The organism is Sinorhizobium sp. 7-81 (assembly GCF_030124405.1).
In the GTDB taxonomy this organism is placed as follows: Bacteria; Pseudomonadota; Alphaproteobacteria; order Rhizobiales; family Rhizobiaceae; genus Sinorhizobium; species Sinorhizobium psoraleae.
The window spans coordinates 337,002-359,756 of the sequence record NZ_JASKLT010000001.1; the positions used below are offsets into that span (position 1 = coordinate 337,002).

25 protein-coding genes are annotated in these 22,755 nt (G+C 62.1%); 12 read left to right on the forward strand and 13 right to left on the reverse strand.

From position 1 onward, the window contains the following. Positions 1–43: 43 nt before the first annotated feature. Together QN224_RS01660 and QN224_RS01665 are read left to right on the forward strand one after the other, a co-directional pair. Positions 44–922, forward strand: coding sequence for a nuclear transport factor 2 family protein (locus QN224_RS01660; protein WP_283975302.1), 879 nt, complete (start codon positions 44–46; stop codon positions 920–922). Between the two features lie 155 nt (positions 923–1,077). Further along, a complete protein-coding gene (locus QN224_RS01665) occupies positions 1,078–1,692 on the forward strand; it encodes a glutathione S-transferase family protein (protein WP_283975303.1) in 615 nt (204 codons plus the stop codon). Between the two features lie 28 nt (positions 1,693–1,720). Here QN224_RS01665 and hemW read toward each other — a convergent pair whose 3' ends face one another. The 4 genes from hemW to rph are packed head-to-tail and all read right to left on the reverse strand — an operon-like array spanning position 1,721 to position 4,749. Beyond that, a complete protein-coding gene (hemW, locus tag QN224_RS01670; RefSeq protein ID WP_173511131.1) occupies positions 1,721–2,902 on the reverse strand; it encodes a radical SAM family heme chaperone HemW in 1,182 nt (393 codons plus the stop codon). A 12-nt stretch (positions 2,903–2,914) separates the two neighbouring features. Beyond that, entirely contained in the window at positions 2,915–3,559 is a 645-nt protein-coding gene (gene rdgB, locus QN224_RS01675) for an RdgB/HAM1 family non-canonical purine NTP pyrophosphatase (protein WP_283975304.1), read from the reverse strand. 35 nt (positions 3,560–3,594) lie between these two features. Then, complete coding sequence (locus QN224_RS01680; RefSeq protein ID WP_283975305.1) at positions 3,595–4,014, reverse strand: VOC family protein; 420 nt, start codon at positions 4,012–4,014, stop codon at positions 3,595–3,597. A 15-nt stretch (positions 4,015–4,029) separates the two neighbouring features. Further along, positions 4,030–4,749, reverse strand: coding sequence for a ribonuclease PH (rph, locus tag QN224_RS01685; RefSeq protein ID WP_283975306.1), 720 nt, complete (start codon positions 4,747–4,749; stop codon positions 4,030–4,032). Positions 4,750–4,906: 157 nt separating this feature from the next. Here rph and hrcA point away from each other — a divergent pair, with 157 nt between their 5' ends. Together hrcA and grpE are read left to right on the forward strand one after the other, a co-directional pair. Further along, positions 4,907–5,986: a heat-inducible transcriptional repressor HrcA gene (gene hrcA / locus QN224_RS01690; protein WP_173511127.1), complete on the forward strand. Its 1,080-nt coding sequence runs from the start codon at positions 4,907–4,909 to the stop codon at positions 5,984–5,986. A gap of 152 nt (positions 5,987–6,138) precedes the next feature. Further along, a complete protein-coding gene (gene grpE, locus QN224_RS01695) occupies positions 6,139–6,765 on the forward strand; it encodes a nucleotide exchange factor GrpE (RefSeq protein WP_283975307.1) in 627 nt (208 codons plus the stop codon). A 78-nt stretch (positions 6,766–6,843) separates the two neighbouring features. Here grpE and QN224_RS01700 read toward each other — a convergent pair whose 3' ends face one another. Continuing rightward, on the reverse strand, positions 6,844–8,079 hold the full coding sequence (locus QN224_RS01700; RefSeq protein ID WP_283975308.1) for a D-arabinono-1,4-lactone oxidase: 1,236 nt from the start codon (positions 8,077–8,079) through the stop codon (positions 6,844–6,846). A 17-nt stretch (positions 8,080–8,096) separates the two neighbouring features. After that, a complete protein-coding gene (locus tag QN224_RS01705) occupies positions 8,097–8,864 on the reverse strand; it encodes an SDR family NAD(P)-dependent oxidoreductase (protein WP_283975309.1) in 768 nt (255 codons plus the stop codon). Between the two features lie 142 nt (positions 8,865–9,006). On the opposite strand from QN224_RS01705, the gene QN224_RS01710 reads away from it, so the two are divergent. Then, the gene (locus tag QN224_RS01710; protein WP_283975310.1) at positions 9,007–9,816 is read left to right on the forward strand and encodes a helix-turn-helix transcriptional regulator; all 810 of its coding nucleotides are present in this window, start codon (positions 9,007–9,009) and stop codon (positions 9,814–9,816) included. Positions 9,817–9,826: 10 nt separating this feature from the next. Here the strand turns inward: QN224_RS01710 and ptsN are convergent, their stop codons facing one another. The 6 genes from ptsN to lptC all read right to left on the reverse strand — a co-directional run bounded on the left by ptsN (position 9,827) and on the right by lptC (position 15,060). Continuing rightward, positions 9,827–10,291 carry a PTS IIA-like nitrogen regulatory protein PtsN gene (gene ptsN / locus QN224_RS01715; protein WP_173511122.1) on the reverse strand — a complete coding sequence of 155 codons (465 nt, stop codon included), beginning with the start codon at positions 10,289–10,291 and terminating at the stop codon, positions 9,827–9,829. A 173-nt stretch (positions 10,292–10,464) separates the two neighbouring features. Further along, the gene (gene raiA / locus QN224_RS01720; RefSeq protein ID WP_173511513.1) at positions 10,465–11,037 is read right to left on the reverse strand and encodes a ribosome-associated translation inhibitor RaiA; all 573 of its coding nucleotides are present in this window, start codon (positions 11,035–11,037) and stop codon (positions 10,465–10,467) included. Between the two features lie 238 nt (positions 11,038–11,275). After that, the gene (rpoN, locus tag QN224_RS01725) at positions 11,276–12,835 is read right to left on the reverse strand and encodes an RNA polymerase factor sigma-54 (protein WP_283975311.1); all 1,560 of its coding nucleotides are present in this window, start codon (positions 12,833–12,835) and stop codon (positions 11,276–11,278) included. Positions 12,836–12,987: 152 nt separating this feature from the next. Beyond that, entirely contained in the window at positions 12,988–13,743 is a 756-nt protein-coding gene (gene lptB, locus QN224_RS01730; RefSeq protein ID WP_210267413.1) for an LPS export ABC transporter ATP-binding protein, read from the reverse strand. A gap of 69 nt (positions 13,744–13,812) precedes the next feature. Then, positions 13,813–14,376 carry an LptA/OstA family protein gene (locus tag QN224_RS01735; protein ID WP_283975312.1) on the reverse strand — a complete coding sequence of 188 codons (564 nt, stop codon included), beginning with the start codon at positions 14,374–14,376 and terminating at the stop codon, positions 13,813–13,815. A 15-nt stretch (positions 14,377–14,391) separates the two neighbouring features. Beyond that, on the reverse strand, positions 14,392–15,060 hold the full coding sequence (gene lptC, locus QN224_RS01740; RefSeq protein ID WP_269278879.1) for an LPS export ABC transporter periplasmic protein LptC: 669 nt from the start codon (positions 15,058–15,060) through the stop codon (positions 14,392–14,394). Positions 15,061–15,319: 259 nt separating this feature from the next. On the opposite strand from lptC, the gene sppA reads away from it, so the two are divergent. The 3 genes from sppA (at position 15,320) to QN224_RS01755 (ending at position 17,179) form a co-directional block, all read left to right on the forward strand. Beyond that, positions 15,320–16,279 carry a signal peptide peptidase SppA gene (sppA, locus tag QN224_RS01745; RefSeq protein WP_283975313.1) on the forward strand — a complete coding sequence of 320 codons (960 nt, stop codon included), beginning with the start codon at positions 15,320–15,322 and terminating at the stop codon, positions 16,277–16,279. A 112-nt stretch (positions 16,280–16,391) separates the two neighbouring features. Next, positions 16,392–16,694: an integration host factor subunit beta gene (locus QN224_RS01750; protein ID WP_136506735.1), complete on the forward strand. Its 303-nt coding sequence runs from the start codon at positions 16,392–16,394 to the stop codon at positions 16,692–16,694. A gap of 140 nt (positions 16,695–16,834) precedes the next feature. Further along, positions 16,835–17,179 (forward strand): DUF1049 domain-containing protein, encoded by a 345-nt coding sequence (locus QN224_RS01755; RefSeq protein WP_283975314.1) that lies wholly within the window; start codon positions 16,835–16,837, stop codon positions 17,177–17,179. Positions 17,180–17,261: 82 nt separating this feature from the next. Here QN224_RS01755 and QN224_RS01760 read toward each other — a convergent pair whose 3' ends face one another. Beyond that, a complete protein-coding gene (locus QN224_RS01760; protein ID WP_173511115.1) occupies positions 17,262–17,720 on the reverse strand; it encodes a carbon monoxide dehydrogenase subunit G in 459 nt (152 codons plus the stop codon). Between the two features lie 217 nt (positions 17,721–17,937). Between QN224_RS01760 and QN224_RS01765 the strand changes: the two genes are divergently transcribed. The 4 genes from QN224_RS01765 to QN224_RS01780 are packed head-to-tail and all read left to right on the forward strand — an operon-like array spanning position 17,938 to position 22,721. Continuing rightward, the gene (locus QN224_RS01765; protein ID WP_283975315.1) at positions 17,938–19,080 is read left to right on the forward strand and encodes a class I SAM-dependent rRNA methyltransferase; all 1,143 of its coding nucleotides are present in this window, start codon (positions 17,938–17,940) and stop codon (positions 19,078–19,080) included. Next, positions 19,077–19,937, forward strand: a complete 861-nt coding sequence (locus tag QN224_RS01770) for an RNA methyltransferase (protein WP_283975316.1) — start codon at positions 19,077–19,079, stop codon at positions 19,935–19,937. Before QN224_RS01765 ends, QN224_RS01770 begins: the two co-directional genes overlap by 4 nt. Further along, positions 19,934–20,425: a signal peptidase II gene (gene lspA / locus QN224_RS01775; RefSeq protein ID WP_173511112.1), complete on the forward strand. Its 492-nt coding sequence runs from the start codon at positions 19,934–19,936 to the stop codon at positions 20,423–20,425. Before QN224_RS01770 ends, lspA begins: the two co-directional genes overlap by 4 nt. A 55-nt stretch (positions 20,426–20,480) precedes the next feature. Next, the gene (locus QN224_RS01780; protein ID WP_283975317.1) at positions 20,481–22,721 is read left to right on the forward strand and encodes an ATP-binding protein; all 2,241 of its coding nucleotides are present in this window, start codon (positions 20,481–20,483) and stop codon (positions 22,719–22,721) included. Positions 22,722–22,755: the final 34 nt, after the last annotated feature.

The window sequence follows — 22,755 nt, forward strand, 5'->3', positions numbered from 1 at the left end:
GAGGCAATTCCGGCCGCTTTTCGCACCGAAAAGGAGATGAACAATGTCTGTCAACGAGAACAGAACTGCCGCCATCGCCGAGATTCGCTCGGTGATCGAGGACTGGGCAAGCGCCATGCGCGAGAAAGACGCGGGTCGCGTGCTTGCCCACGGCACAGAAGATTGCCTCGTCTATTCGCTGGCGCCGCCTCTTAAGGAAACGGCAGCGGATGCTGGGGGCCTAGAGCAGTGGTTCTCGACCTGGAAGGGCCCCCTCGGTTACCGCCTTCAGGAGCTGGAGATCTCGGCAGGCGGCGACGTGGCTTTCGCGACGGCGCTCACCCATCTCTCCGGCGAGAAACTGGACGGCGAAAAGGCGGCGCTATGGTTTCGCCAGACGCTGGGTTTGAGACGTACGGAGAGGGGATGGAAGATCGCGCACCAGCACGAGTCCGTGCCCTTCTACATGGACGGAAGCCTCAAGGCCGCGATCGACCTCGAACCGACGTCGGATGTCGATTGGCAGGCGCCGTCGCCCCCGCCGATGGCCGGTGTCATCGCCTATCTCGGCGTTCAGGACGCGAATGCGACGGCGGAATTCTACGGCCGTGCCTTCGGTGCCAAGGAGGTGGATCGCAAATACGCCGAGGACGGCAAACGCCTCATCCACTGCCATCTGACGATCAACGGCGGTGCACTGATGCTGAGCGATCCGTTCCCGGAATACGGTTGCCCCTGGAAGCCGCAGGACGGCGTCGTTCTGCATCTCGTGGTCGATGACGCGGATTTCTGGTGGAAGCGTGCCGTCGCTGCGGGTGCGGAGGTGACGATGCCGTTGGCGGTGGCCTTCTGGGGCGACTATTACGGCCAACTCCGCGATCCGTTCGGCGTCCTTTGGGCGATCGTTGCTCCGGTAAAAAGAACTGAAGGCACCGCTGCCTGACGATTCATGTCCGGCGACCGGGCAGGTTGCGGGGTCGGGGGTGATCCTGGCCTCGCACGAAACAAACTTGCACAGCGGCCGCCGGAACAGAGCGCAATTCTCTCAGTCCATGCACTATCCTTGCGGGCAAGTTCACGAACCCACCGTGAGGTAACATGATCCTCTACTACCAAACCCATTCTCCCTTCGCCCGAAAGGCGCTCGTCTTCGCCCACGAAGCCGGAATCGGGGACCGGCTGCAAGTCATTCATCACGAAACCAGCCCGACGCAACACAATGAGCGAGTCTACGCCGAGAACCCGCTCGGAAAGGTTCCCGTATTGCTTCGCGCAGACCACCCGGCGATCTTCGATTCTGACGTGATATGCGCCTATCTGGACACACTTCACGGCGGCAGGAAGCTCATTCCCGAAGGAGGCGAGGCACTCTGGCAGGCCCTGGTTCTGCAGTCGGTCGCGCAGGGGCTGGCTCAGACGGGGATCAGTCTCCGTTGGGAGACTGTTCGACGGCCGGAGCAGCTGCGCTACGCGGCACTTCGTGATGGTTATGCCGAGAAAATCGAGGCGACCTATGATTGGCTGGAAACCACGCTGGACGCGATGGCCCCGCTCCACGTCGGCCACATCGCGTTGGCGACGGCTCTTTCCTGGATGGAGTTCCGCAACTTGCCGTCGTTTCGCGCGCGACCGCAACTAACACGATGGTTCGACGAATTCGAGCAAAGGCCTTCGATGTTGGCGACGCCGCTCTTCGGCGAAACGCATGATTGACGGCGGCCGGATTTCAGGATCGGTCGTGTCAGCAGGCGAGGTCGGCAACCACCGCGTCGAGGATCAGCATGCCGGCCGGCGTACAGCGCAGCCGTGAATTGCCGAGCCGTTCGATGAAGCCGTGATCGATAAGGAACTGTTCACGGTCCGGATCGGGGTCGCGGCCGGAAAGGCTCTGCCAGCGCGCCAGGTCGACGCCTTCCTTGAGCCGGAGGCCCATCAGCAGGAGTTCGTCGGCCTGAGCTTCCTGATCGAGCAACTCGCGCTCGATCATGCCGTGGCCATGCTGTTCGACCAGGCGAAGCCATTCTTCGGGCTTGCGTTCCGTCGCGGTCGCGACCTTGGCGCCGTCGATCGTCAGGCGCCCGTGCGCGCCAGGGCCGATGCCCGCATAGTCGCCGTAACGCCAATAGGTGAGATTATGCCGGCTCTCGGCGCCGGGCCGTGCATGATTGGACACTTCATAGGCCGGCATGCCGATCGATGCCGTGATCTCCTGCGTCGCCTCGTAGAGCACCGCGGACTGCTCGCCGTCGGGCACGACAAGTTTGCCGGCCTTGTGCAGCCCGTAGAAGGGCGTGCCTTCCTCGATCGTCAATTGGTAGAGCGAGAGATGATCGACTGCGTAGGAGACGGCCTCCTTCAGCTCGCGCTCCCAGTCCTCGACGGTCTGGTTCGGACGGGCATAGATCAAGTCGAAGGACATGCGCGGGAAGATCTCGCGCGCCAGCCGGATCGCCTTTAGCGCATCCTCGACATTGTGCAGCCGCCCCAGGAATTTCAGGTCACGGTCGTTGAGTGCCTGGACGCCGAGCGAGACGCGGTTAACGCCGGCAGCACGATAGCCATGGAAGCGCGTCGCCTCGACGCTCGACGGATTGGCCTCCATGGTGATCTCGATGCCATCAGGGACGTGCCACTGATTGGCAATCCCGTTCAGAATGGCTTCGACCGTCGCCGGATCCATTAGCGACGGCGTGCCGCCGCCCATGAAAATGCTGGTGACCGTTCGCGGGCCAGAGAGCTCGCGGGCCTCGGCCATTTCCCGGAGAAAGGCAGCGACGAAGCGTGGCTGGTCCACGGGCTGATGGCGGACATGGCTGTTGAAGTCGCAATAGGGGCACTTGGCCGCGCAAAACGGCCAGTGCACATAAACCCCGAAGCCGGGGTCCATGCCGTCACCGATCGCCGATAGCGGGGTCAAACGCATTATCTTCGTCTTTCAGGCGCCGAGGCAGGTTTCGGCGAACAGCTTGAAGGCGCGGGCGCGGTGTGAAAGAGCTTGGCTGTCGCCGGGCTTCCAGCCGTGCTTCTCTTCCGCGCTCATCTCGCCAAAGGTGGTATCGTAGCCCTTCGGTTGAAAGACCGGGTCATATCCGAAACCGCTCGTTCCGCGCGGCGGCCAGACGACTCGGCCTTCGACCTCGCCGCGAAAGAGCTCGACATGGCCGTCCGGCCAGGCAAGGCAGAGCACGGAAACGAAGCGGGCGGTCCGGCTCTCGGCTGTCACCGCGCCCTTCTCCTTGAGCGCCTTTTCCACCTTTTCCATCGCCATGGCAAAGTCGCGGCTGCCGTCTTCGCGCTCGGCCCAGTTCGCCGTGTAGACGCCCGGGGCGCCATCGAGGGCATCGATCACGAGACCGGAATCGTCCGAAAGCGCCGGCAGGCCGGAGGCTTTGGCGGAGGCGAGCGCCTTGATCGTTGCGTTTTCCTCGAACGTCGTGCCGGTTTCCTCCGGCTCGACGAAATTGAGATCGGCGGCCGACTTCGCCTCGAAGCCGAGCGGGCCGATCAGGTCGCGGATTTCGCGGATCTTGCCGGCATTGTGGCTCGCGACGACGAGCGTCTTGTCATCCAGTTTGCGCATTCTGTTCTGTTCCGTTCAGGCGGCTGCAGCCGCATTCAATCGATCGCCCAAAGGCCGGGCTCAGCGCATTCCAGGCTGTTGCCGGCCGGATCGCGGAAGTAGAAGGAGCGGGCGCCGTTTGGCCAGCGGATATCCGCTTCGATCGGTACGCCCGCCGCTTCGAGTTTCTCCTTCCAGGCGTCGAGTGCCTGCGCGGCGACCCGGAAGCACATGTGCCCCTTGCCCGTCGTCCCGTGCGGCGGCACGGGGAGCGCCGCCCCGGCCGGTGGCGGCTTGATTGTCTCGGCGGGGTTAAAGATCAGGAGTATGCCGGCGCCGCAGCGGAAAAAGACGTGCCGATTGCCGGCGCGGGTGATCCGCTGCAAGCCGAGCAACTCGCCGTAGAAGGCCTCGGCGCGATCGAGATCCTCCGCGTAAAGCGCAGTTTCGAGAATGCCTTCCAGCGCCGGGGTCAAATCTCGTCCTTTCGATCAGCCGGCGATTGCCTGCTTCTGCAGTGCAATGAGTTCGGCGATGCCGTTCTTGGCAAGTGTCATCAGGCTTGCGAATTCGTCTTCCGTGAAGGGCTTGCCCTCGGCCGTTCCCTGGATCTCGACGAGACCGCCATTGCCGGTCATGACGAAATTGGCGTCGGTCTCGGCGGCGGAGTCTTCGAGATAGTCGAGATCGATCACCGCCTGATTGGCGAAGATGCCGCAGGAAATGGCAGCGACATGATCCTTGAGCACGCGTTCGACCTTGACCATGTTGCGCGCCTCCATCCACTTCAGACAGTCGTAGAGCGCGATCCAGGCCCCGGTGATCGAGGCCGTGCGGGTGCCGCCGTCCGCCTGGATGACGTCGCAATCGATCGAGATCTGGCGTTCGCCGAGCGCCGGCAGATCGACGACAGCGCGGAGCGACCGTCCGATCAGCCGCTGGATTTCCTGTGTGCGGCCGCTCTGCTTTCCGCTCGCCGCCTCGCGTTTCATCCGCTCGCCGGTCGCACGCGGCAGCATGCCGTATTCGGCGGTGACCCATCCTTTGCCGCCATTGCGCAACCAGGCGGGGACCTTCTCTTCGAGGCTTGCCGTGCACAGCACATGCGTGTCGCCGAAGCGCACGAGGCATGAACCTTCCGCATGCTTGGAAAAGTGGCGCTCGAAGGAAACCTTGCGCATTTGGTCGGTTTTTCTGCCGGATGGCCGCATCGTCATCTCCTATCTTGTCTGTTGAGCCTTCTAGAGCATGGCGAACGCAAAGGGAACCGGCTGCTATCGGCTGGGGGGATCGATTTTTCCCTTTTGCTATCTCCGGCTCGGACCACTATATTTCAGCAGGATACGAACGATTGTTGCACGGAGTGACATGGTACTGCGCAATTCGGGAGCGAAGGAGATCGCGGCGGCGCTGGATGAGCGTTCCGGTGAAATCTTTCGCCGCATTGTGGAGACCTACCTCGAGAGCGGCGAGCCGCTCGGTTCGCGCAATCTTTCGCGGCTCCTGCCGATGTCGCTCTCGCCCGCTTCCGTGCGCAATGTCATGAGCGATCTCGAACATCTCGGCCTCATCTATTCGCCCCATGTCAGCGCGGGCCGTCTGCCGACCCAGACCGGTTTGCGCTTCTTCGTCGACGCTTTCATGCAGGTCGGCAACCTTTCGGCGGAGGAGCGTGCCTCGATCGAACGCCAGTTCCGCCGCGGCGATCGGGACCAGCCGGTGGAGAGCCTGCTCACCGAGGCGAGCCAGATGCTTTCGGGCATGTCCCGTGGCGCGGGTCTCGTCATCACCACCAAGAGTGATCCGGTCCTGAAGCACGTCGAGTTCATCCGCCTGGCGCCGACCAAGGCGCTTGCGGTCCTCGTCGGCGAACATGACCAGGTCGAGAACCGCATCATCGAGCTCCCGGCGGGGGTCACGAGCGCGCAACTGACCGAGGCCGCCAACTTCTTGAATGCGCATCTCGGCGGGCAAACCATTGCCGAGGTGCGCGCACAACTGCAGAAGCTCAAAGCGACCGTGCGCGGAGAACTCGATGTCCTGTCGCAGGATCTCGTCGAGCGCGGGCTGGCGATCTGGTCCGGCAGCGAAGGTGATGAAAAGCCGACGCGCCTTATCGTTCGCGGTCGCGCCAACCTGCTCGAGGGGCTGGAAGGGGGCGAGGACATCGACCGCCTTCGCATGCTTTTCGATGACCTCGAAAAGAAGGACAGCCTGATCGAGCTTCTCGACCTCGCCGAAAGCGGCCCCGGCGTGCGCATTTTCATCGGGTCGGAAAACAAACTCTTTTCGCTCTCCGGTTCGTCGCTGATCGTTGCACCCTATCGCGACGGCGATGATCGCATCGTCGGCGCTGTCGGCGTTATTGGCCCGACTCGGCTCAACTATTCACGCATCGTCCCGATGGTCGATTACACCGCGCAGCTGATGTCGCGCCTGTCGCGTTGAAGCGGCAATTCCGGGCTAGCGGCATTCCACCCTTGATTTTTCGACGTCAAACCTCGATATCGGCTTCAAATCCAGACAACACCAGGTCGAGCGAGGCGATTTGCTTTTGCTTGGCGATGCCGAAGATACAGAAAGATATTCCGGAGAACGTCATGACCGACGACACGAACAAACACGGACCCGAGGCGACTGCGGCAGAAGAACCTGTAAAAACCGCTGCGCCCGAGGCTGCGGAAGGACAGGAGGTCGAGGCTCCTGCGGTCGCGCCGGATCCGCTGGAGCTCGCCAAAGCGGAGAATGCTGAATTGCGCGACAAATATCTGCGCCTCGCGGCCGAGATGGACAATCTGCGTCGACGCACCGAACGTGACGTCAAGGATGCCAAGGCCTATTCGGTCGCCGGTTTCGCGCGCGACATGCTGGCCGTGTCCGACAACCTGCGCCGCGCCCTCGAGGCTATCCCGCCCGAGGCGAAAGAAGCCGGCGAGGCGGGTTTCAACGCCCTGATCGAAGGCGTGGAGATGACCGAGCGCTCGATGCTTGCAGCTCTGGAACGTCATGGTGTGAAGAAGCTCGAGCCGGTCGGTCAGAAGTTCGATCCGAATTTCCATCAGGCAATGTTCGAAGTTCCGAATGCCGACGTACCGAACAACACGGTCGTCCAGGTCATTCAGGCCGGCTACGTCATCGGAGAGCGCGTGCTGCGTCCGGCGATGGTCGGCGTTTCCAAGGGCGGCCCCAAGGCCGCCGCGCCGGAAAACGGCACGCCGTCGGCCTGAGCCTGCCGACAAGTTGAGGAAATTTGAAACGCCGCGCCTCCCTTCGGAGGCGCGGCGTTTATCGTTTGACCGATCGGCTCAGGCAAAGAGCTGCCGGAGGTGATCGTTGAGGAAGCGGCCTTCGGGATCGACCCGGGCCCGGAGCGCCCGAAAGTCGCCGGCGCGCGGATAGAGCGCCGTCACATCCTCGGCGCCGAGGAAGTGCAGTTTGCCCCAATGCGGGCGCGAGCCGTACTGGCGAAGGATCGTGTCGACGTCCTTCAGGTATTCCCAGTAGTCGGTGCCGGGTTCACCCGAGACCGACAGCGTGATCGAATCCTGCTCATAGAACGGGCTGATCCAGCCGGAATCGCCTGCCGTGAAGCGGTATTCGATCGGATAGATGCAGGTCGGATGCTTTTCGAGCATCAGCTTGCGCACCGCCCGAACGGCATCCTTGCCGTGGGCGACCGGGACCGCATATTCGAGTTCGTGAAAGTTGGGTACGTATTCGATCGGGTAGATCTCCGACGAATAGGCAATCTTCTCGAATGCCTGCTCCATCGGCGGACGGTCGGTGATGTCGATCACCTTCATCTCGCAGACATCGGAGGTCTTGCCGGTCGTCGACACCGACGACGTGTCCGGTAGGCAGTAGCAATGCCGGCTTTCGGGCACAGGGCACCAGAAGAAACCGAAATGGCGGTGCTTGGCGGCGAGTTCGTCGTGCTGCTCCATGCATTCGTCGAAGTCGCAGCGCCATAGTTTTTCATGGAGATTGTAGGCGTCCATGGCCTGGAGGGTGATCTCCGAGATCACCCCAAGCATGCCGACGGAGACACGCGCCGCTTCCAACAGGTCCGGAGTACTCTCGTCGACGACGAGAATGCTGCCGTCGGGCTGGACGAGGCGCATGCCGACGATCTGCGAGGCCATGTTGCCGAGCTTGGCGCCGGTGCCATGCGTCCCCGTCGTCAGCGCACCGGCAAGGGCCTGGCTGTCGATGTCGCCCTGGTTGATGAGTGAAAGCCCGCTCGATTTCAGTACCTTGCCAAGCCGGTTGATCGTCGTTCCCGCTCTGACGGCGACGCGCTTGCGCTCTTGGTCGATGCCGACGACGCCCTGCATGCCGGAAAGCGTGAGCAGCAGTCCGCTTGTCGCGACCACCGGCGTGAACGAATGGCCCGATCCGGCGCAACGTACATTGAGACCAAGGGCCGTTGCCTCCCCGACCATCTCGGAGAGTGCGGCCTCACTTTCCGGCGCACCCTTGTGGCGCACGATGCATGATTGGTTTCCGACCCAGTTGCGCCAGTGGCCGCCCGTCTGCAGCATTCCTTGTCCCCCTTCTCTCAGACTGCCGTAAAGCAATTGTCGACGAACAGATGCGTGCCGTTGACGAAGCTTGCCTCGTCGCTTGCCAGGAACAGCGCGGCATTGGCGACTTCCATCGGGTCGCACATCCGGCCCTGCTGGGCGGCGATCGCCGCCTCCGAGACGTCGACGCCGTATTTGCTCAGACCCGCGATCTCACGCTTGCCATGGTCGGTCGCGATGAAGCCGGGGCAGACGGCATTGCAGCGGATGCCCCGGTCGCGGAATTCGACAGCGATCGCGCGGGCAAACATGTGGCAGGCCCCCTTGGTGGTATCATAAAGCACCTCCATCGGCGTCGCGGCGACGGCGGAAATGGACGAGGTGCAGATGATGCTGCCGCCGCCTGCCTTGAGCATCCCGGGGAGTACCGCCTTGGTCATCAGGAACATGCTGCGCACATTCACCGCCATCAGCCGATCCCACTCCTCCTCTTCCGTTTCAAGGAATGGGCCAACCGCAAGAATGCCGGCATGGTTGAAGAGCACTGTGATCGGGCCGAAGGCGGTCTCGACGGCATTGACCGCAGCGCTCACCTCGGCGGACAGCGAAACGTCGGCGGCGGCGAAGACGGCCTCGCCGCCCTCGGCACGAATGGCGGCCGCAACCTCTTCGCCCTTGCTCTTCGGCAGGTCGACGATGCCGACCTTGGCGCCCTCGCGGGCAAAGAGCTGTGATGCTGCCAATCCGCATCCGCCGGCGCCGCCACTGATGAGCGCAACCTTGCCAGAAAGCCTGCCTGTCATCACGCTTCCCCTTCCGCCCGCCTGAGGCCAAAAAGCCCACTGCATGCAGCAGGCGATTATCGCATATTTCGGGAATTATTGTTGACGAAGCAGGGGCTGTCGATATCCCATGGGGGATACGGCGAAGGGGAACGCTCACGCGATGCTTGCAAGGGAATCGGCAGACATTTCCGCGATGATCAGGTTTATCGGCACGCCGGATTTCGGCGCCGCGCTCGACGCTATGCTGCGCGCGATTGCCCCCTTCGACCTGTCGGTCGTTTTTGCCTTTCCATACGACACGCGCCCGATCCTGCTGCATGATGGCTACACGCATGGCGTCTCGCCGCGAGCGTTGAAGGCCTATCTTGGCGGCGCCTATCTGCTCGACCCGTTCTACGTCGCCTGCAACAACGGCCAGCCGGCAGGTCTGTGGCGGATGAGGGAGCTCGCGCCCGACCGGTTCTTCCAGTCGAACTTTTCATCGTCGAGCGAGGTCCATCCCTGCGTGTCGATGGAGTCCGGATCACTGATCGAGGAGGTGGGCTTCGTCGTCCCGCTCGAGGAGGCAATGCAGGCGACCTATTCGCTGATGCGCTGCCGCGACGGTGCACCATTCAGCGATCAGGAACTGGAGCGGCTGAGGCTCTACGAACCGATCGTGCGCGAGGCGATCCGGTCCAACTGGCGCCAAAGGGATATGGCCGCCGCGAGCGCGAACGGAAACGGATCGGATGTCCTGGAGGGTGCTTTCGAGAGTCTCTGCGCCGACCGGCTTACCAAGCAGCAGCGCGCGATCGTCCGGCTGATCCTGCGTGGCCACAGCAATCGTTCGATCGGCACGGCGATGAATATCGCCGAAGGCACGGTTCGTATCCACCGCAAGAACATCTATCGTCGTCTCGGCATTTCGGGCCAAGGCGCTTTGTTCCGGATTTTCATCGATCATTTGAACCGCCGTCAGCCTTATTGACGGCGGCCGTTCATGCCGCGTGCGAAGTCGTGTCGTCGTTGAGCAGCGTGTAGATCGCACTGGCGGAATCGCTCGCCCTGATCTTCGCGACCATGTCGTGATCACGCAGAACGCGGGCAATGCGCGACAGAGCCTTCAGATGATCGGCACCGGCGCCTTCGGGTGCCAGCAGCAGGAAGACGAGGTCGACCGGCTGGTCGTCAAGCGCCTCGAAGTCGACGGGCGTATCAAGTCGCGCGAAGATTCCGATGATCGAAGAAAGATTGTTGAGCTTTCCATGAGGAATGGCAATGCCGTTGCCGACCCCGGTGGAGCCGAGCCGTTCCCGCTGCAGAATGACATCGAAGATGTCGCGCTCCGGAAGTCCGGTGAGTTTGGATGCTTTTGCCGCCAATTCCTGAAGGAGTTGTTTTTTCGAGTTGGCCCTCATGGCCGGGATAATTGCATTTTGATGCAGCAAACCTGCCAATGCCATTCTTTTGTCCTCGTTCGCCGGTTAGAGCCTGACAACATCATCACAAATGTGTCTTGATGGCTCTACCCATCTTTATATTGGCGGTTACCATGCACAGAAAAGTCGGGCTTTTCCGGCTGTCCGCGTACTGAGCGGCGGGGAATGCCGGCTTTCCCGACATTCCCCTCTTCCACTCATGCCTTGATATTGGCGGCGTCGATCCAGCCAATATTTCCGTCGTTGCGCCGATAGACGATGTTCAGGTCTTCCTTGCCCGGGCTGCGGAACATCAGCACCGGTTCGTCCGTCATGTCGAGTGCCATGACGGCGCTCGCGACGGACATAGTCCTCAACTGTTTCGTGCTTTCGGCAACGATCGTCGGTGCATAATCCTCCGGAACCTCTTCGTCCTGGTCGGGCACCGAGTCCATCACCGTGTAGGCCACTTCAGTGGCATTCTGGCCATTGCCGTTGTGGTGATCCTTGAGCTTACGCTTGTAGCGCCGGAGACGTTTTTCAATCCGTTCCGAGGCCGCATCAAAGGCCGCCTGCGGCTCATTCGCCTGGCCGTTCGCCTGCAATACCACGCCCGTGTCGAGATGAAGCTTGCAGTCGGCGCTGAAGCGCGATCCAGACTTTTCCACAGTGACCTGGCTTGAATATCCTCCATCGAAGTATTTGGTAACGGCCTGCTCGATCTGTTCCCCGATGCGGGAGCGGAACGAATCGCCGATTTCCATATGTTTGCCGGATACACGCACACTCATGGAGTTTCCTCTCTCGTTCGTGATTTGCGTATCCAGTCTATTCCAAGCGCCTTCGTCATCCAAGCTTTTCACGCAAGGGCGGCGCATCTGCGCCGCGGAGCCGGCCGCTCGGAACCGCCGAAGTGGAGTAGGGTCTTCGGCGATTGCGGCGCGCTCATATCCCTTGTGTCGCAGGGAGTCAATTGCGAGTCGCAAAAAAATCGGCTGGCGCCGTTGCGCGGCGGTCAAAAGGGCGTGCTCAGAAGCCCGCCGCCTTGGCAAGCGCTCGCTTCTCGCGCCGCCGCTGGACCGAGGAGGGGATATTCATCGCCTCGCGATATTTGGCGACGGTGCGCCGGGCTATGTCGACGCCGGTCTGCTTGAGCATATCGACGATGTCATCGTCGGAAAGCACCGCATCGGCGCTCTCCTGCTGGATCATCGTGCGGATGCGGTGGCGAACGGATTCCGCCGAGTGGGCGTCGCCGTTCTCGTTCGAGCCGATCGAGACGGTGAAGAAGTACTTCAGCTCGAAAAGCCCGCGCGGTGTCAGCATGTACTTATTCGAGGTGACGCGGCTGACCGTCGATTCATGCATCTTGATCGCATCCGCGACGATCCTGAGATTGAGCGGGCGCAGATGATCGACGCCGTTGACGAGAAAGGCGTCCTGCTGGCGGACGATTTCGCTTGCGACCTTCATGATCGTCCGGGCCCGCTGGTCGAGGCTGCGCGTCAGCCAGTTGGCATTTTGCATGCATTCGCTAAGAAAAGCCTGGTCGGCGCTGTTCTTCTGGGTCCCCCGCGAGATCTCGGCGAAATAGTCGTGGTTGACGAGCACCCGGGGCAGGGCGTCGGGATTGAGCTCGATCAGCCAGCTACCATCAGGCGCGCCACGCACGATCACGTCCGGAACGATGGACTCAGTGACGCTCGTCTCGAAGCTGGTGCCGGGTTTCGGATCGAGCTGGCGGATTTCGGCGAGCATGTCGACCAGATCTTCCTCGTCAACGCCGCAGATTTTCTTGAGACTTGCGAAGTCGCGGCGCGCCAGGAGCTCGAGGTTGGCGATCAACGCCTCCATCGCCGGATCGAGACGGTCGCGCGCGCGCAACTGTATGGCGAGGCATTCGCTGAGCGTGCGCGCGAAGACCCCCGGGGGGTCGAACTGCTGCAGGTTGAGAAGCACGCGCATCACGTCTTCGTTGGTCGCGCCGAGCCTGGCGGCCATCTCGGTGAGGTCCGCGTGGAGATAGCCGGCCTCGTCGAGCTGGTCGATGAGGTGCTGAGCGATAAGCCGGTCGCCGGGAGCACTCAGCGCGAGCGGCAGTTGTTCCAGGAGAACGTCCCTCAGGCTTTTCCTGCCGGCGACAAAATCATCGAGGTCATATCCCTCGCCGTTGTCGCCTTCGCCGCCTCCGGGCATCGACTTCCATTGGCCGAGCAGTTCCGGTGCATCGGCGCGTTGCGGCGGTGTGTCGTCCGGGAAGACATTGGCGAAATCGGCGTCGAGCTGTTCGCTGAGCCTCTCGCCCGCGCTTGATGTCGCGCTATCGTAAAGGTCGCTCTGGCCGGCAGCCTCGTCCGACCCCGCTTCGCCGGACGCGGGCGAGGGATCCTCGCGGGCGGAACGATCCTGGGCAGTGATCATCTCGTCGCCGCCTTGAAATTCGAGCAGCGGGTTTTTTTCAACTTCCTGGGCGATGAACTGATTAAGCTCCAGATGGGTCATCTGAAGCAGCTGGATCGACTGCATCAGTTGCGGCGTCATGACCAGCGACTGAGACTGGCGCAGATATAGGCTGGCGGACAAGGCCATGCTGACGCGTAACTCCCATCATGTCTCCGAAGGCCGTGTCTCCAGATGGTCTTCGAGAGGCCTTTTTATTAGTTGGCCCAAAAATTGCTTATTAAGGAGTTTTGGTCAAGCGCGGTCGCGGGCGGATACGGCGGATTCGCCCGCAATGTCGCCTAAAGGCTGAAATTATCGCCGAGATAGAGCCGACGGACATCTGGGTTGGTGACGATGTCGTTGGCGCGGCCGTGCGTGAGGACTTCGCCGGCATGGATGATGTAGGCCCGGTCGATGAGACCGAGCGTCTCGCGTACATTGTGGTCGGTGATGAGGACACCAATGCCGCGCGAGGTCAGATGGCGCACAAGCGCCTGGATATCGGCGACCGAGATCGGATCGACGCCCGCGAAGGGCTCGTCGAGCAGCATGAAGGTCGGATCGGTGGCGAGCGCCCGCGCGATTTCCAGACGCCGCCGCTCGCCGCCGGAAAGCGCGATGGCAGGCGATTTGCGCAGGTGCGTGATCGAAAATTCGCCGAGCAGGTCGTTGAGCTTGCTTTCGCGGCGATCGGCGTTCTTGTCGTGGACCTCCAGCACCGCGCGGATGTTTTCCTCGACCGTCAGACCGCGGAAGATCGAGGCCTCCTGCGGCAGATAGCCAACACCGAGGCGGGCCCGCCGGTACATCGGCATCGTCGTGACGTCGTTGCCGTTGATCTCGATCGAGCCTTCGTCGACCGGCACCAGGCCGGTGATCATATAGAAGCAGGTCGTCTTGCCGGCACCGTTCGGGCCGAGCAGGCCGACCGCCTCTCCGCGACGCACGACGAGCGAGACGCCGTTGACGACGCAGCGCGAACGGTAGGATTTCGTCAAGCCGCGGGCGATCAGCGTGCCGTCGTAGCGCGCCTTGTCTACCGTATGGACGGCCATGGCGCCCGCCGACGGCTTCTTGACCCGTTTGCGTTTGTGAAGAAAAGGAATCTGCACGAGCGGTCTACGTCAGTTCTGCTTGCGGGACTGCGGGTCAAGTTGAATCTGCACGCGGCCGCCGCAGGCCTCAAGCTGTGCTTCGCCCGTATCCATCTGTACGTTCAACTGGCAGCCGACGAAGACGTTGTTGCCTTCCGACAGCACCACCTTCTCGCCCTTGAGCACGATCGTCTGCTCGGTCATGTTGACAAGGCCGCTGTCGCCCGTTGCCTGCTGCGCTCCAGAACTGAGGAATACCTTGTTACTGACTTCGATCCGGTCGATATCGGCATTGCCGCTCGTCACCGTGGCCCCGCTTTCCGTCTTGTAGAAGACGGTCATGCTGCCGGCCTGCAGTGTGGTCGTGCCCTGGACGACCTTCACGTTGCCGGTGAAGATCGCCTTGCTCTCGGGATCCTTGATCTCGAGCTTGTCGCTCTCGATCTGGATCGGCTTGTCGTTCGAGAGCTGAAGGCCCCTCATCCGGCTGGAGGTGGCCTGGGCCGAAGCACTGGAAACAATCATCAAGGCGCCGAGTCCGGCAATAGCCAGGCTCGCTGAAATTCTCAAAAAAACGGCAGGGTTGACCGACATGGGTGCCACCAGGTCCTATTTTGCGTTCTTGCGGATGGTGCTGGGGTCGACATTGACCCTCACCATGCCCTCAAATGTTACAATACGTCCCTTATCTGTCATTCGCAGCGTCTGCGCAATGATCGATCCGCCCTTCATGCTGATCGCGATCGGGCGTTTCGTTTCCATCTCGCCGGCATTGATGTCCAGGTAGGCCGACTGGAAATCGGCGTTGACGCCATTATTCATGGAAATCGTGAACGGTGCGTTCATGTCGAGCGTGTTGGCGCCGCGATCGTAGATGCCGCTGGCCGCGTCGACCGTCGCAATCAACGTTTCGTTCACCGGCATTTCGGCGTGAATGGTTTCCAGCGTGATGAGGTCCGGGTTGGCGATATCCTGAAGCGCGCGCTGGGCCTTCATGGAATAGCTGATGTCTTGTTTGTTGCGACCGGAGATCGCAGGATTCTGCATAACGATCTTGCCGTCCTCAATCGTTGCCGTCTCGAGCTGCAGCTCTTCCGGCAGGAAGGCGCGCACGAAGGATACGGCCACGAAGATCATGGCGATGACGCTGGCGGCGAGCGGCAACACGACCTTGAGGCGTCTCACCAGCGCAGAATGCCGCGCTGCCGAAGCGTAGGCATCGGAAGAGCTCGTGCCCGAATCGGCGAAGATCCCGGGAAATCGTGCTTCGTTCAGCATGGAGAGGCCTGTCGGTTCCCTTGGGTCTCGGCGAATCCGGAGGACCCGCATTTACATACAATGGCGTAAGTCACGGCAAATATGGTTATTTTCTTACTGTCCGGCAATGGAGCGGCAAAAACTTTGAAAGGCTGCGAAAAAACCGGTCACGGCTTTCAACTGCCGTCAACCGCCGCTATCTAGTTATCCGCGGCTCGCGCAAATAGCATGTTCCATTGGAAACTGACAGGACCTCGAGCCAGGAAAACGGGAGAAACCCATGGACGAACTCGCCATAGCCGACCGCCGCAGCCTGCGCCGCAAGGTGAGCTTCTGGCGCTGGGCGGCGGCCATCATCCTCGTGGGCGTGGGCTTCGTGCTGTTTGCCTTCTCGGGCTGGGGGGAGGTGACCGGGCGCGCGCGCCACCACATTGCGCGGGTGGCCGTCTCCGGCTTGATCCAGGATGACCGCGAACTGGTCGAGCGGCTGGAACGCATCGCCGACAACGATTCCGTCAGGGCGCTCATCGTGACGATCTCGTCGCCGGGCGGCACCACCTATGGCGGTGAGGTCATCTACAAGGCGATCCGCAAGGTCGCCGCGAAGAAGCCGGTCGTTTCGGACGTCCGCACGCTCGCCGCCTCGGCCGGCTACATGATCGCGCTTGCCGGTGACCACATTGTCGCCGGAGAGACCTCCATCACCGGCTCGATCGGGGTGATCTTCCAGTACCCGCAGGTCAAAACCCTGATGGACAAGCTCGGCGTGTCGCTCGAATCGATAAAATCGCGACCGCTCAAGGCCGAGCCCTCTCCTTTCCATCCGCCGAGCGATGAGGCGAGGGCGATGATCCAGACGATGATCGATGACAGTTACGGCTGGTTCGTCGATCTGGTGGCCGAAAGGCGCAAGCTCGCACGGCCGGACGCGCTCGCGCTTGCCGATGGCCGCATCTTTACCGGGCGACAGGCTCTGAAGGACAAGCTGGTCGACACCCTTGGCGGCGACGACGAGATCAGGGCATTCCTTGCTGCCCGCAAGGTGTCGAAAGACCTTCCGGTGGTGGACTGGGAAGCACCGCGCGGAACGTTGCCTTTGGGTCTCGGCTCGATCGTCTCCGAGTGGATCAAGGCTTTGGGATATGACGCTTTTCCGGCAATGAAGGGTCTCGAAAAGATCGGCGGCGAGAAGTTGTTTCTTGACGGTCTTGTTTCGGTTTGGCAGGTTGATGCGCAATAGGAGAAGGCCGCATATGTTGCCCTGAGCCAGAGGCTCTTTTGGCTCAGAGGGAGCGTTATGACGCCTGAAGCCACGAAACAGATAGAACAAGTAAAAAATCAAGGGGGCGACAGTGATCAAGTCAGAACTGGTGCAGATTGTGGCCGCACGCAATCCGCATCTCTACCACCGCGACGTCGAAAATATCGTCAATGCGGTTCTTGATGAGATCACGGATGCCCTGGCGGCCGGAAATCGCGTCGAATTGCGCGGCTTCGGTGCCTTCTCGGTCAAGAACAGGCCGTCGCGCTCGGGCCGCAATCCACGCACGGGCGATTCCGTCTTCGTCGAGGAGAAATGGGTGCCCTTCTTCAAGACGGGCAAGGAACTGCGCGAGCGGCTCAACCCCGGCATGAACGGCAACGACGACGACTAGACCGCGATGATCTTCGATCGATGGAGCAAGTGCGTTCTTTCCGGCGTACGAGAAGGGCTCCATACCCTTGAACCTGCGCGTCGTGCCTTGCGAAAATCGTTCCGATTTTTTCGGACCGATGCGACAGCTGGAGCGGATGCATGCTCAAGAAACTGATCAATATCGTTATACTGTTGCCGCTGGGCGTCATCCTCATCGTACTGAGCGTTGCCAATCGTCAGGCGGTAACCCTGGCGTTCAACCCGTTCAATCCGGCCGACAGCGTGCTTTCGGTATCGGCACCATTTTTCGTCTTCCTTTTTCTCGCCGTTATCGTCGGACTGATCCTTGGAGCCGGGGTGACCTGGCTCAGCCAGGGAAAATACCGTCGTCGCGCCCGGAACGAGGCCAACGAGGCACTGAAGTGGCATCGTGAGGCGGAAAAGCAGCGCAGCCAGGCGGAAAAGCTGGCATCGCAGCCAACCTTAGCTGCGCCGCAGAACTGAACTGTCGCGCCGTATATTGCGCGTGATCGCCTCGCTACAGCGAACCTTGTGTGCCTAAAAGGACGCGCGGCGCGGTAGTTGCTCAGCTCGCCGCTTCAGCCGCGCCGCTGACCGCCAGGTTGAAATCCGCGAAGAACTGCTGCGCGAGTTTCTTCGACGTCGAATCGATCAGGCGCGACCCGAGCTGGGCGAGTTTACCGCCGACCTCTGCCTTGACGTTATAGCGCAGCACCGTTTCGTCGCCCTCTTCGGCAAGGGTGACATCCGCACCGCCCTTGGCAAAACCGGCAATACCGCCCTTGCCCTCGCCCGATATCGTGTAGCTCTGAGGCGGATTGAGTTTGGAAAGGGCGACATTGCCATTGAAAGTCGCGGAAACGGGCCCGATCTTGACCTTGACCACGGCCGTCAGTTCCGTCGGCGATTTCATCTCGAGCGACTGACAGCCCGGAATGCACCGCCTCAGAATTTCCGGATCGTTCAGGTATTGCCAAACTGCGTCGCGCCGCGCCGCGATACGTTCTTCGCCGGTCATGTCCATGCCTGTTCCTCCCGTCCTCTTCCTGGCTTCGATCTTGGCAAATCGGAAACGGCTTTGCCAAGAGCACCGGCAGTGCTATTTGCACGGTTTAAGCGTATCGCCCGCCCCGCAAATGAAATGTGAAGGGCATGTTGGATGCGGCTTGTTCGCGAGTGGGCTACCTCCGGTTCACGAGCGAGTGGGCCGAGTGGTTTGATTGAAGTCCAAGGATCAGCGCGTGAAAGAAAAAGATCGGCGGTCGAAGAACGCCTCGGTCACGGCGGCGAAGGGCCGGGGCGCAGAGGCGCGTGGCGGCCATCATGAGCAAAGACTCCCGCCGGTGAAGGGGGCGGGGTTCAAGGCCAAGAGCGGCGGACCGCCCTTGAAAACGGCGCCGGAGAAAGGCGAACGGCGGCGATCCGTCCAGGAGGCGCTCCCTGCGCGCGTCATCCGGCACAGAACGGGCGGCAAGCCGGCCGAGACGGTGCCGCTTATTCTCGAAACGGCTGCGACGGCAGGCTACCATCTGATCGACAGCGGCGACGGTGAGAAGCTCGAACAATATGGTCCCTATCGCATCGTTCGTCCCGAGGCGCAGGCGCTGTGGCCGAAGGCGCTGCCGGCGTCGGTCTGGGAGAAGGCCGATGCCGTCTTCACCGGCGATACCGACGAAGACGGCATGGGGCGCTGGCGGTTTCCGCGCGAGGTACTGGGCGAAACCTGGCCGATGCAGCTTCTCGACACCGACTTCCTCGGCCGTTTCACCTCGTTCCGCCATGTCGGTGTCTTCCCGGAGCAACTTGCCCATTGGTCCTGGGTGAAGGATCAGGTGGCGGCGGCCGGCCGGCCGCTCAAGCTTCTCAATCTCTTCGGTTACACCGGCGTCGCCTCCCTGATTGCCGCAAAGGCGGGCGCGGAGGTGACGCATGTCGACGCTTCCAAGAAGGCGATCGGCTGGGCGCGGGAAAACCAGACGCTGGCGCGCGCCGATAAGCTGCCGATCCGCTGGATCTGCGACGACGCGATGAAGTTCATCCAGCGCGAGGAACGGCGCGGCAGCCGCTATGACATCATACTCGCCGACCCGCCCAAGTTCGGCCGCGGCCCGAACGGCGAGGTTTGGCAGCTCTTCGACCACCTGGCGGCAATGCTGGACATCTGCCGCGAGATCCTGTCGCCTGACGCGCGCGGGCTCGTGCTGACCGCCTATTCGATCCGCGCGAGCTTCTATTCGATTCACGAGCTCATGCGCGAGACGATGCGCGGGCGCGGTGGCCGGGTGGAATCGGGCGAGCTCATCATCCGCGAGGGCGGTCTCGACGGCAAGGAGCCGGGGCGGGCGCTTTCCACTTCCCTCTTCAGCCGCTGGGTACCCAAATGAACACTGACAGAAGCGATCACGGCACGCCGCGCGTCGGCCACGTGAAGGAGGTGACCAGCCTCACCAATCCGATCGTCAAGGACATTCGCTCGCTCGCGCAGAAGAAGCATCGCGACGAGACGCGCTCCTTCATGGCGGAGGGTCTGAAGCTGGTGATCGATGCGCTCGATCTCGGCTGGAAGATCAAGGTTCTTGTCTATGCCAAGGCGGCAAAGGGCAAGCCGCAGGTCGATCAGGTCGCGGCGAAGACCGTCGCAAAGGGGGGCTTGGTCCTGGAGGTGAGTGAAAAGGTGCTTTCGACGATCACCCGGCGCGACAATCCGCAGATGGTGGTCGGCATCTTCGAGCAGCGCTATCGCGCGCTGAGGGATGTCCGGCCGGAGGCGGGCGAGACCTATGTGGCGCTCGACCGCGTGCGAGATCCGGGCAACCTCGGCACCATCATCCGTACGGCTGATGCGGCCGGCGCTTCCGGCATCATCCTGCTGGGCGAGACCACCGACCCCTTTTCGCTCGAAACCGTGCGGGCGACCATGGGCTCCGTCTTCGCCATGCCCGTCGCGCGCGCGCGCGTCGAGGAGTTCATAAAGTGGCAGAAAGCCGCCGGCGTGAGGGTCGTGGCAACGCATCTGGCAGGCTCGGTCGATTACCGGACGATTGACTACAAGTCGAAACCGGTCGTCCTGCTGATGGGCAACGAACAGGCGGGCCTGCCCGAGGAGCTTGCCCGCGAAGCCGGCGCACTTGCCCGTATTCCGCAGGCGGGCCGGGCGGATTCGCTCAATCTCGCCATCGCCACCGGGATCATGCTGTTCGAGGCGCGCCGCCACCTCTTGTCGTTGGATGCCGGCGCATGATTGAGCGGCAGGTTCTGTTTTCGAGGCCGCTGCCGATTGCGGCCTTCATTCTGGTGGCGATCGTTGCCGACCAGATCATCAAATATCTGGTCGAGGCGCTGCTGCCCTTCCAGCAGGCCGTCCCGGTCATTCCGATGCTCGCCCTCTACCGGACCTATAACTACGGCGTTGCCTTCTCCATGCTTTCGGGGATGGAGGACTGGTTCATCGTCGGCATGCGGCTGGCGGTCGTAGGCTTCGTGCTCTGGCTTTGGCGCCGCACGCCAAAGGATCGGTTCTTCGCCCATCTCGGCTACGCGATGATCATCGCAGGCGCATTGGGCAATCTCGTCGACCGGCTGATCTTCGGTTACGTCATCGATTATATCCTGTTCCACACGGCCAGCTGGTCCTTTGCAGTTTTCAACCTTGCGGACAGCTTCATCACCGTCGGCGCCGGCTCGATCATCCTCGACGAGCTGCTGCTGGCGAAAAGGCGTGATCGCTAAAACTTTAGAAACGGGCTGAAGGCATTCGGAAGGCTTGCCGTGCTAATTCCATCGCATGGGCAAGGCGTCACGACTTGAGCAGCGGATCGATTCCGGTTTCGGCACGGGAACACGTGCGGGCCGGGCTGCACCGTTGGCGGCCGATGCCAGAGCATATTGGCCGGCGCGCTTCGCCTGCGGCATCGCAGGCATTATCGCTGCGGTGATCCTCGCTGCTACGGGCGCGGCGAACGGCCTTCCGTTGTTTTCGGCAATTGTTGCGGCCGGCGGCCTAGCAGGAGCGTTCCTGCTCCTCGCCGACAGCGTTGACACGTCCGCGGGGCAAAAGGGAACGCTGCGTGAAACCGTCTGCGACGAAGACTGGCAGCGCTTCGAAACCTCGGCCCTGCTGTCGACAATCCATGACGGGCTTGGCGATCTTGCGATCATGCGCGGCATGGACGGTAAGATCGTGTACGCCAACACCGTTTTTCACGAGGTCTGCGCCCGCGCCGACGTGCGCGGATTGACCTGTGCGGCGCTGGGCCTGGGCTTCGAGCCGAAGCTCGAGCCCAATCATTATCTTGTGCGGATCGCCACGCCAACGGGAATCCGGCTTTACGACTGGCATGACGTGATCGCCCGCGAGCCGGCAACCGGCAGGCTGATGCGTCACAGCATCGCCCGCGACGTCACCGAGGAGGCGCGCGCTGCGCGGGAACGGGAGGAAGCCCGCCGCCGCGCTGAGGAGACAAGTCAGGCGAAATCGCGGCTGCTTGCCACCGTCAGCCATGAGATCCGCACGCCGCTCTCCGGCATTCTGGGCATGAGCCACCTGCTCGGTCAGACCCAATTGTCGGCCGAGCAGAAAAGCTATCTCGCCGGCATGCAGCAATCCGGCCATGCATTGGTTCAATTGGTCGAGGACCTGATCGACTTTTCCTCGCTTTCGGCCGGGCGATTTCAGTTGCGCCCGTCGCAGCAGGACTTGCGCCTCGTCATCGAGAGCGTGGTGGAGATGCTCGCCCATCGCGCCCATGAAAAGGGCATAGAAATCGCAGCGACCGTTGCAGCCGATGTGCCAGCGTCCGCGTTGCTCGACGCAGCACGTCTCAGGCAAGTGCTCTTCAACGTGATCGGCAACGCCGTCAAGTTCACCGAGGCCGGCGGCGTCCTCGTTACCGCGGATGTTGCTGACGGCTGCGTGCGAATCCGGATCGACGACACCGGCCCCGGCATGTCGGCCGACGAACTCGGGCGCGTGTTCGAGGAATTCGAGCAGGCCGGAGACGATAGCCAGCGCGCCAAGGGAACCGGCCTCGGTCTGGCGATTTCCCGCAGGATCATGGAAGCATTCGGCGGCAGCCTGACCGCGTCCAGCGCCTCCGGTCAGGGAAGTCGCTTCGAAGTCCGGTTTCCGTTGCGGGGCGCCAATCCGCCGGCCTCCGCCGCTCGACACGGCGCGCTATCTGGCGCGCATGTGCTGGTTCTGGCTCCCGAGGGGCCGGTCTCGACCGCGCTCGCGACGACGGTTGCTACCCTTGGTGGCGCATGTCATCGCGCGCCGACGCTTGCCGCCGCCGAAGCCATCGTCGCGGCCATGTTGTCGAACGACCTGCCGCTGACCGATATCATCGTTGACCATCGCCACGCGGAGCAGTTCCGCCGTCTCCTTTCGCGCCGGCCGGCAATCGCCGGACTGAAGCTGCGTCGGACCTATCTCATCAACCCCGAGGAGCGCACCGCTCATCCGGTAAACCAGATCGACGGCTATGAGGCATGGCTCATCCGCCCCTTGCGCGAAAAGTCGCTGGTCGAGGTTCTGCTCGGGCGACTGAAGGGCATCGAGAAGCGGGATGCGATCAACGACAACCGGCCGATCCTTCGGGAGGCGTCGACGACGGGCGAGGCGAGCGGACAAGGCGCTCACGATATTCTCCTTGCCGAGGACGATCCGGTGAATGCGCTCATCCTGCGGACGGCACTTCGTCGGGCGGGCTATCTGGTGCGCCACGTCGGAGATTTCACCAGCCTTGAACGCGAATTGCACGGCGCCGGCGAGATTGCAGGCAAGGGGCCGCGCCTGATCCTCACCGACCTCAATATGCCGGGCGGCGATGGTCTGGCGATGTTGAAGCGCCTGCGCGAGCAGGAGGCGGCCGGCCACCGCCGCCGGGTGCCAGTCCTCGTCTTGACGTCGGATGTGCGCGGCGATCTGCACGAAATCCTGCTTGCTGCCGGAGCGGACTTGGTGTTGCCTAAGCCGCCGGAGCCGGGCCGCCTCGCGGCCGAAATCGCACGCCTTCTCGAAGCGTGACGAGCACGCGACCAGCGTTCCCGTGATCCCCTCC

Bases quoted from the DNA above. Each gene is read 5' to 3' on its own strand.
- QN224_RS01660 (WP_283975302.1), top strand. From the start codon at position 44: ATGTCTGTCAACGAGAACAGAACTGCCGCCATCGCCGAGATTCGCTCG.
- QN224_RS01665 (WP_283975303.1), top strand. From the start codon at position 1,078: ATGATCCTCTACTACCAAACCCATTCTCCCTTCGCCCGAAAGGCGCTC.
- hemW (WP_173511131.1), bottom strand. From the start codon at position 2,902: ATGCGTTTGACCCCGCTATCGGCGATCGGTGACGGCATGGACCCCGGC.
- rdgB (WP_283975304.1), bottom strand. From the start codon at position 3,559: ATGCGCAAACTGGATGACAAGACGCTCGTCGTCGCGAGCCACAATGCC.
- rph (WP_283975306.1), bottom strand. From the start codon at position 4,749: ATGCGGCCATCCGGCAGAAAAACCGACCAAATGCGCAAGGTTTCCTTC.
- hrcA (WP_173511127.1), top strand. From the start codon at position 4,907: ATGGTACTGCGCAATTCGGGAGCGAAGGAGATCGCGGCGGCGCTGGAT.
- grpE (WP_283975307.1), top strand. From the start codon at position 6,139: ATGACCGACGACACGAACAAACACGGACCCGAGGCGACTGCGGCAGAA.
- QN224_RS01700 (WP_283975308.1), bottom strand. From the start codon at position 8,079: ATGCTGCAGACGGGCGGCCACTGGCGCAACTGGGTCGGAAACCAATCA.
- QN224_RS01705 (WP_283975309.1), bottom strand. From the start codon at position 8,864: ATGACAGGCAGGCTTTCTGGCAAGGTTGCGCTCATCAGTGGCGGCGCC.
- QN224_RS01710 (WP_283975310.1), top strand. From the start codon at position 9,007: ATGCTTGCAAGGGAATCGGCAGACATTTCCGCGATGATCAGGTTTATC.
- ptsN (WP_173511122.1), bottom strand. From the start codon at position 10,291: ATGGCATTGGCAGGTTTGCTGCATCAAAATGCAATTATCCCGGCCATG.
- raiA (WP_173511513.1), bottom strand. From the start codon at position 11,037: ATGAGTGTGCGTGTATCCGGCAAACATATGGAAATCGGCGATTCGTTC.
- rpoN (WP_283975311.1), bottom strand. From the start codon at position 12,835: ATGGCCTTGTCCGCCAGCCTATATCTGCGCCAGTCTCAGTCGCTGGTC.
- lptB (WP_210267413.1), bottom strand. From the start codon at position 13,743: ATGGCCGTCCATACGGTAGACAAGGCGCGCTACGACGGCACGCTGATC.
- QN224_RS01735 (WP_283975312.1), bottom strand. From the start codon at position 14,376: ATGTCGGTCAACCCTGCCGTTTTTTTGAGAATTTCAGCGAGCCTGGCT.
- lptC (WP_269278879.1), bottom strand. From the start codon at position 15,060: ATGCTGAACGAAGCACGATTTCCCGGGATCTTCGCCGATTCGGGCACG.
- sppA (WP_283975313.1), top strand. From the start codon at position 15,320: ATGGACGAACTCGCCATAGCCGACCGCCGCAGCCTGCGCCGCAAGGTG.
- QN224_RS01755 (WP_283975314.1), top strand. From the start codon at position 16,835: ATGCTCAAGAAACTGATCAATATCGTTATACTGTTGCCGCTGGGCGTC.
- QN224_RS01760 (WP_173511115.1), bottom strand. From the start codon at position 17,720: ATGGACATGACCGGCGAAGAACGTATCGCGGCGCGGCGCGACGCAGTT.
- QN224_RS01770 (WP_283975316.1), top strand. From the start codon at position 19,077: ATGAACACTGACAGAAGCGATCACGGCACGCCGCGCGTCGGCCACGTG.
- lspA (WP_173511112.1), top strand. From the start codon at position 19,934: ATGATTGAGCGGCAGGTTCTGTTTTCGAGGCCGCTGCCGATTGCGGCC.
- QN224_RS01780 (WP_283975317.1), top strand. From the start codon at position 20,481: ATGGGCAAGGCGTCACGACTTGAGCAGCGGATCGATTCCGGTTTCGGC.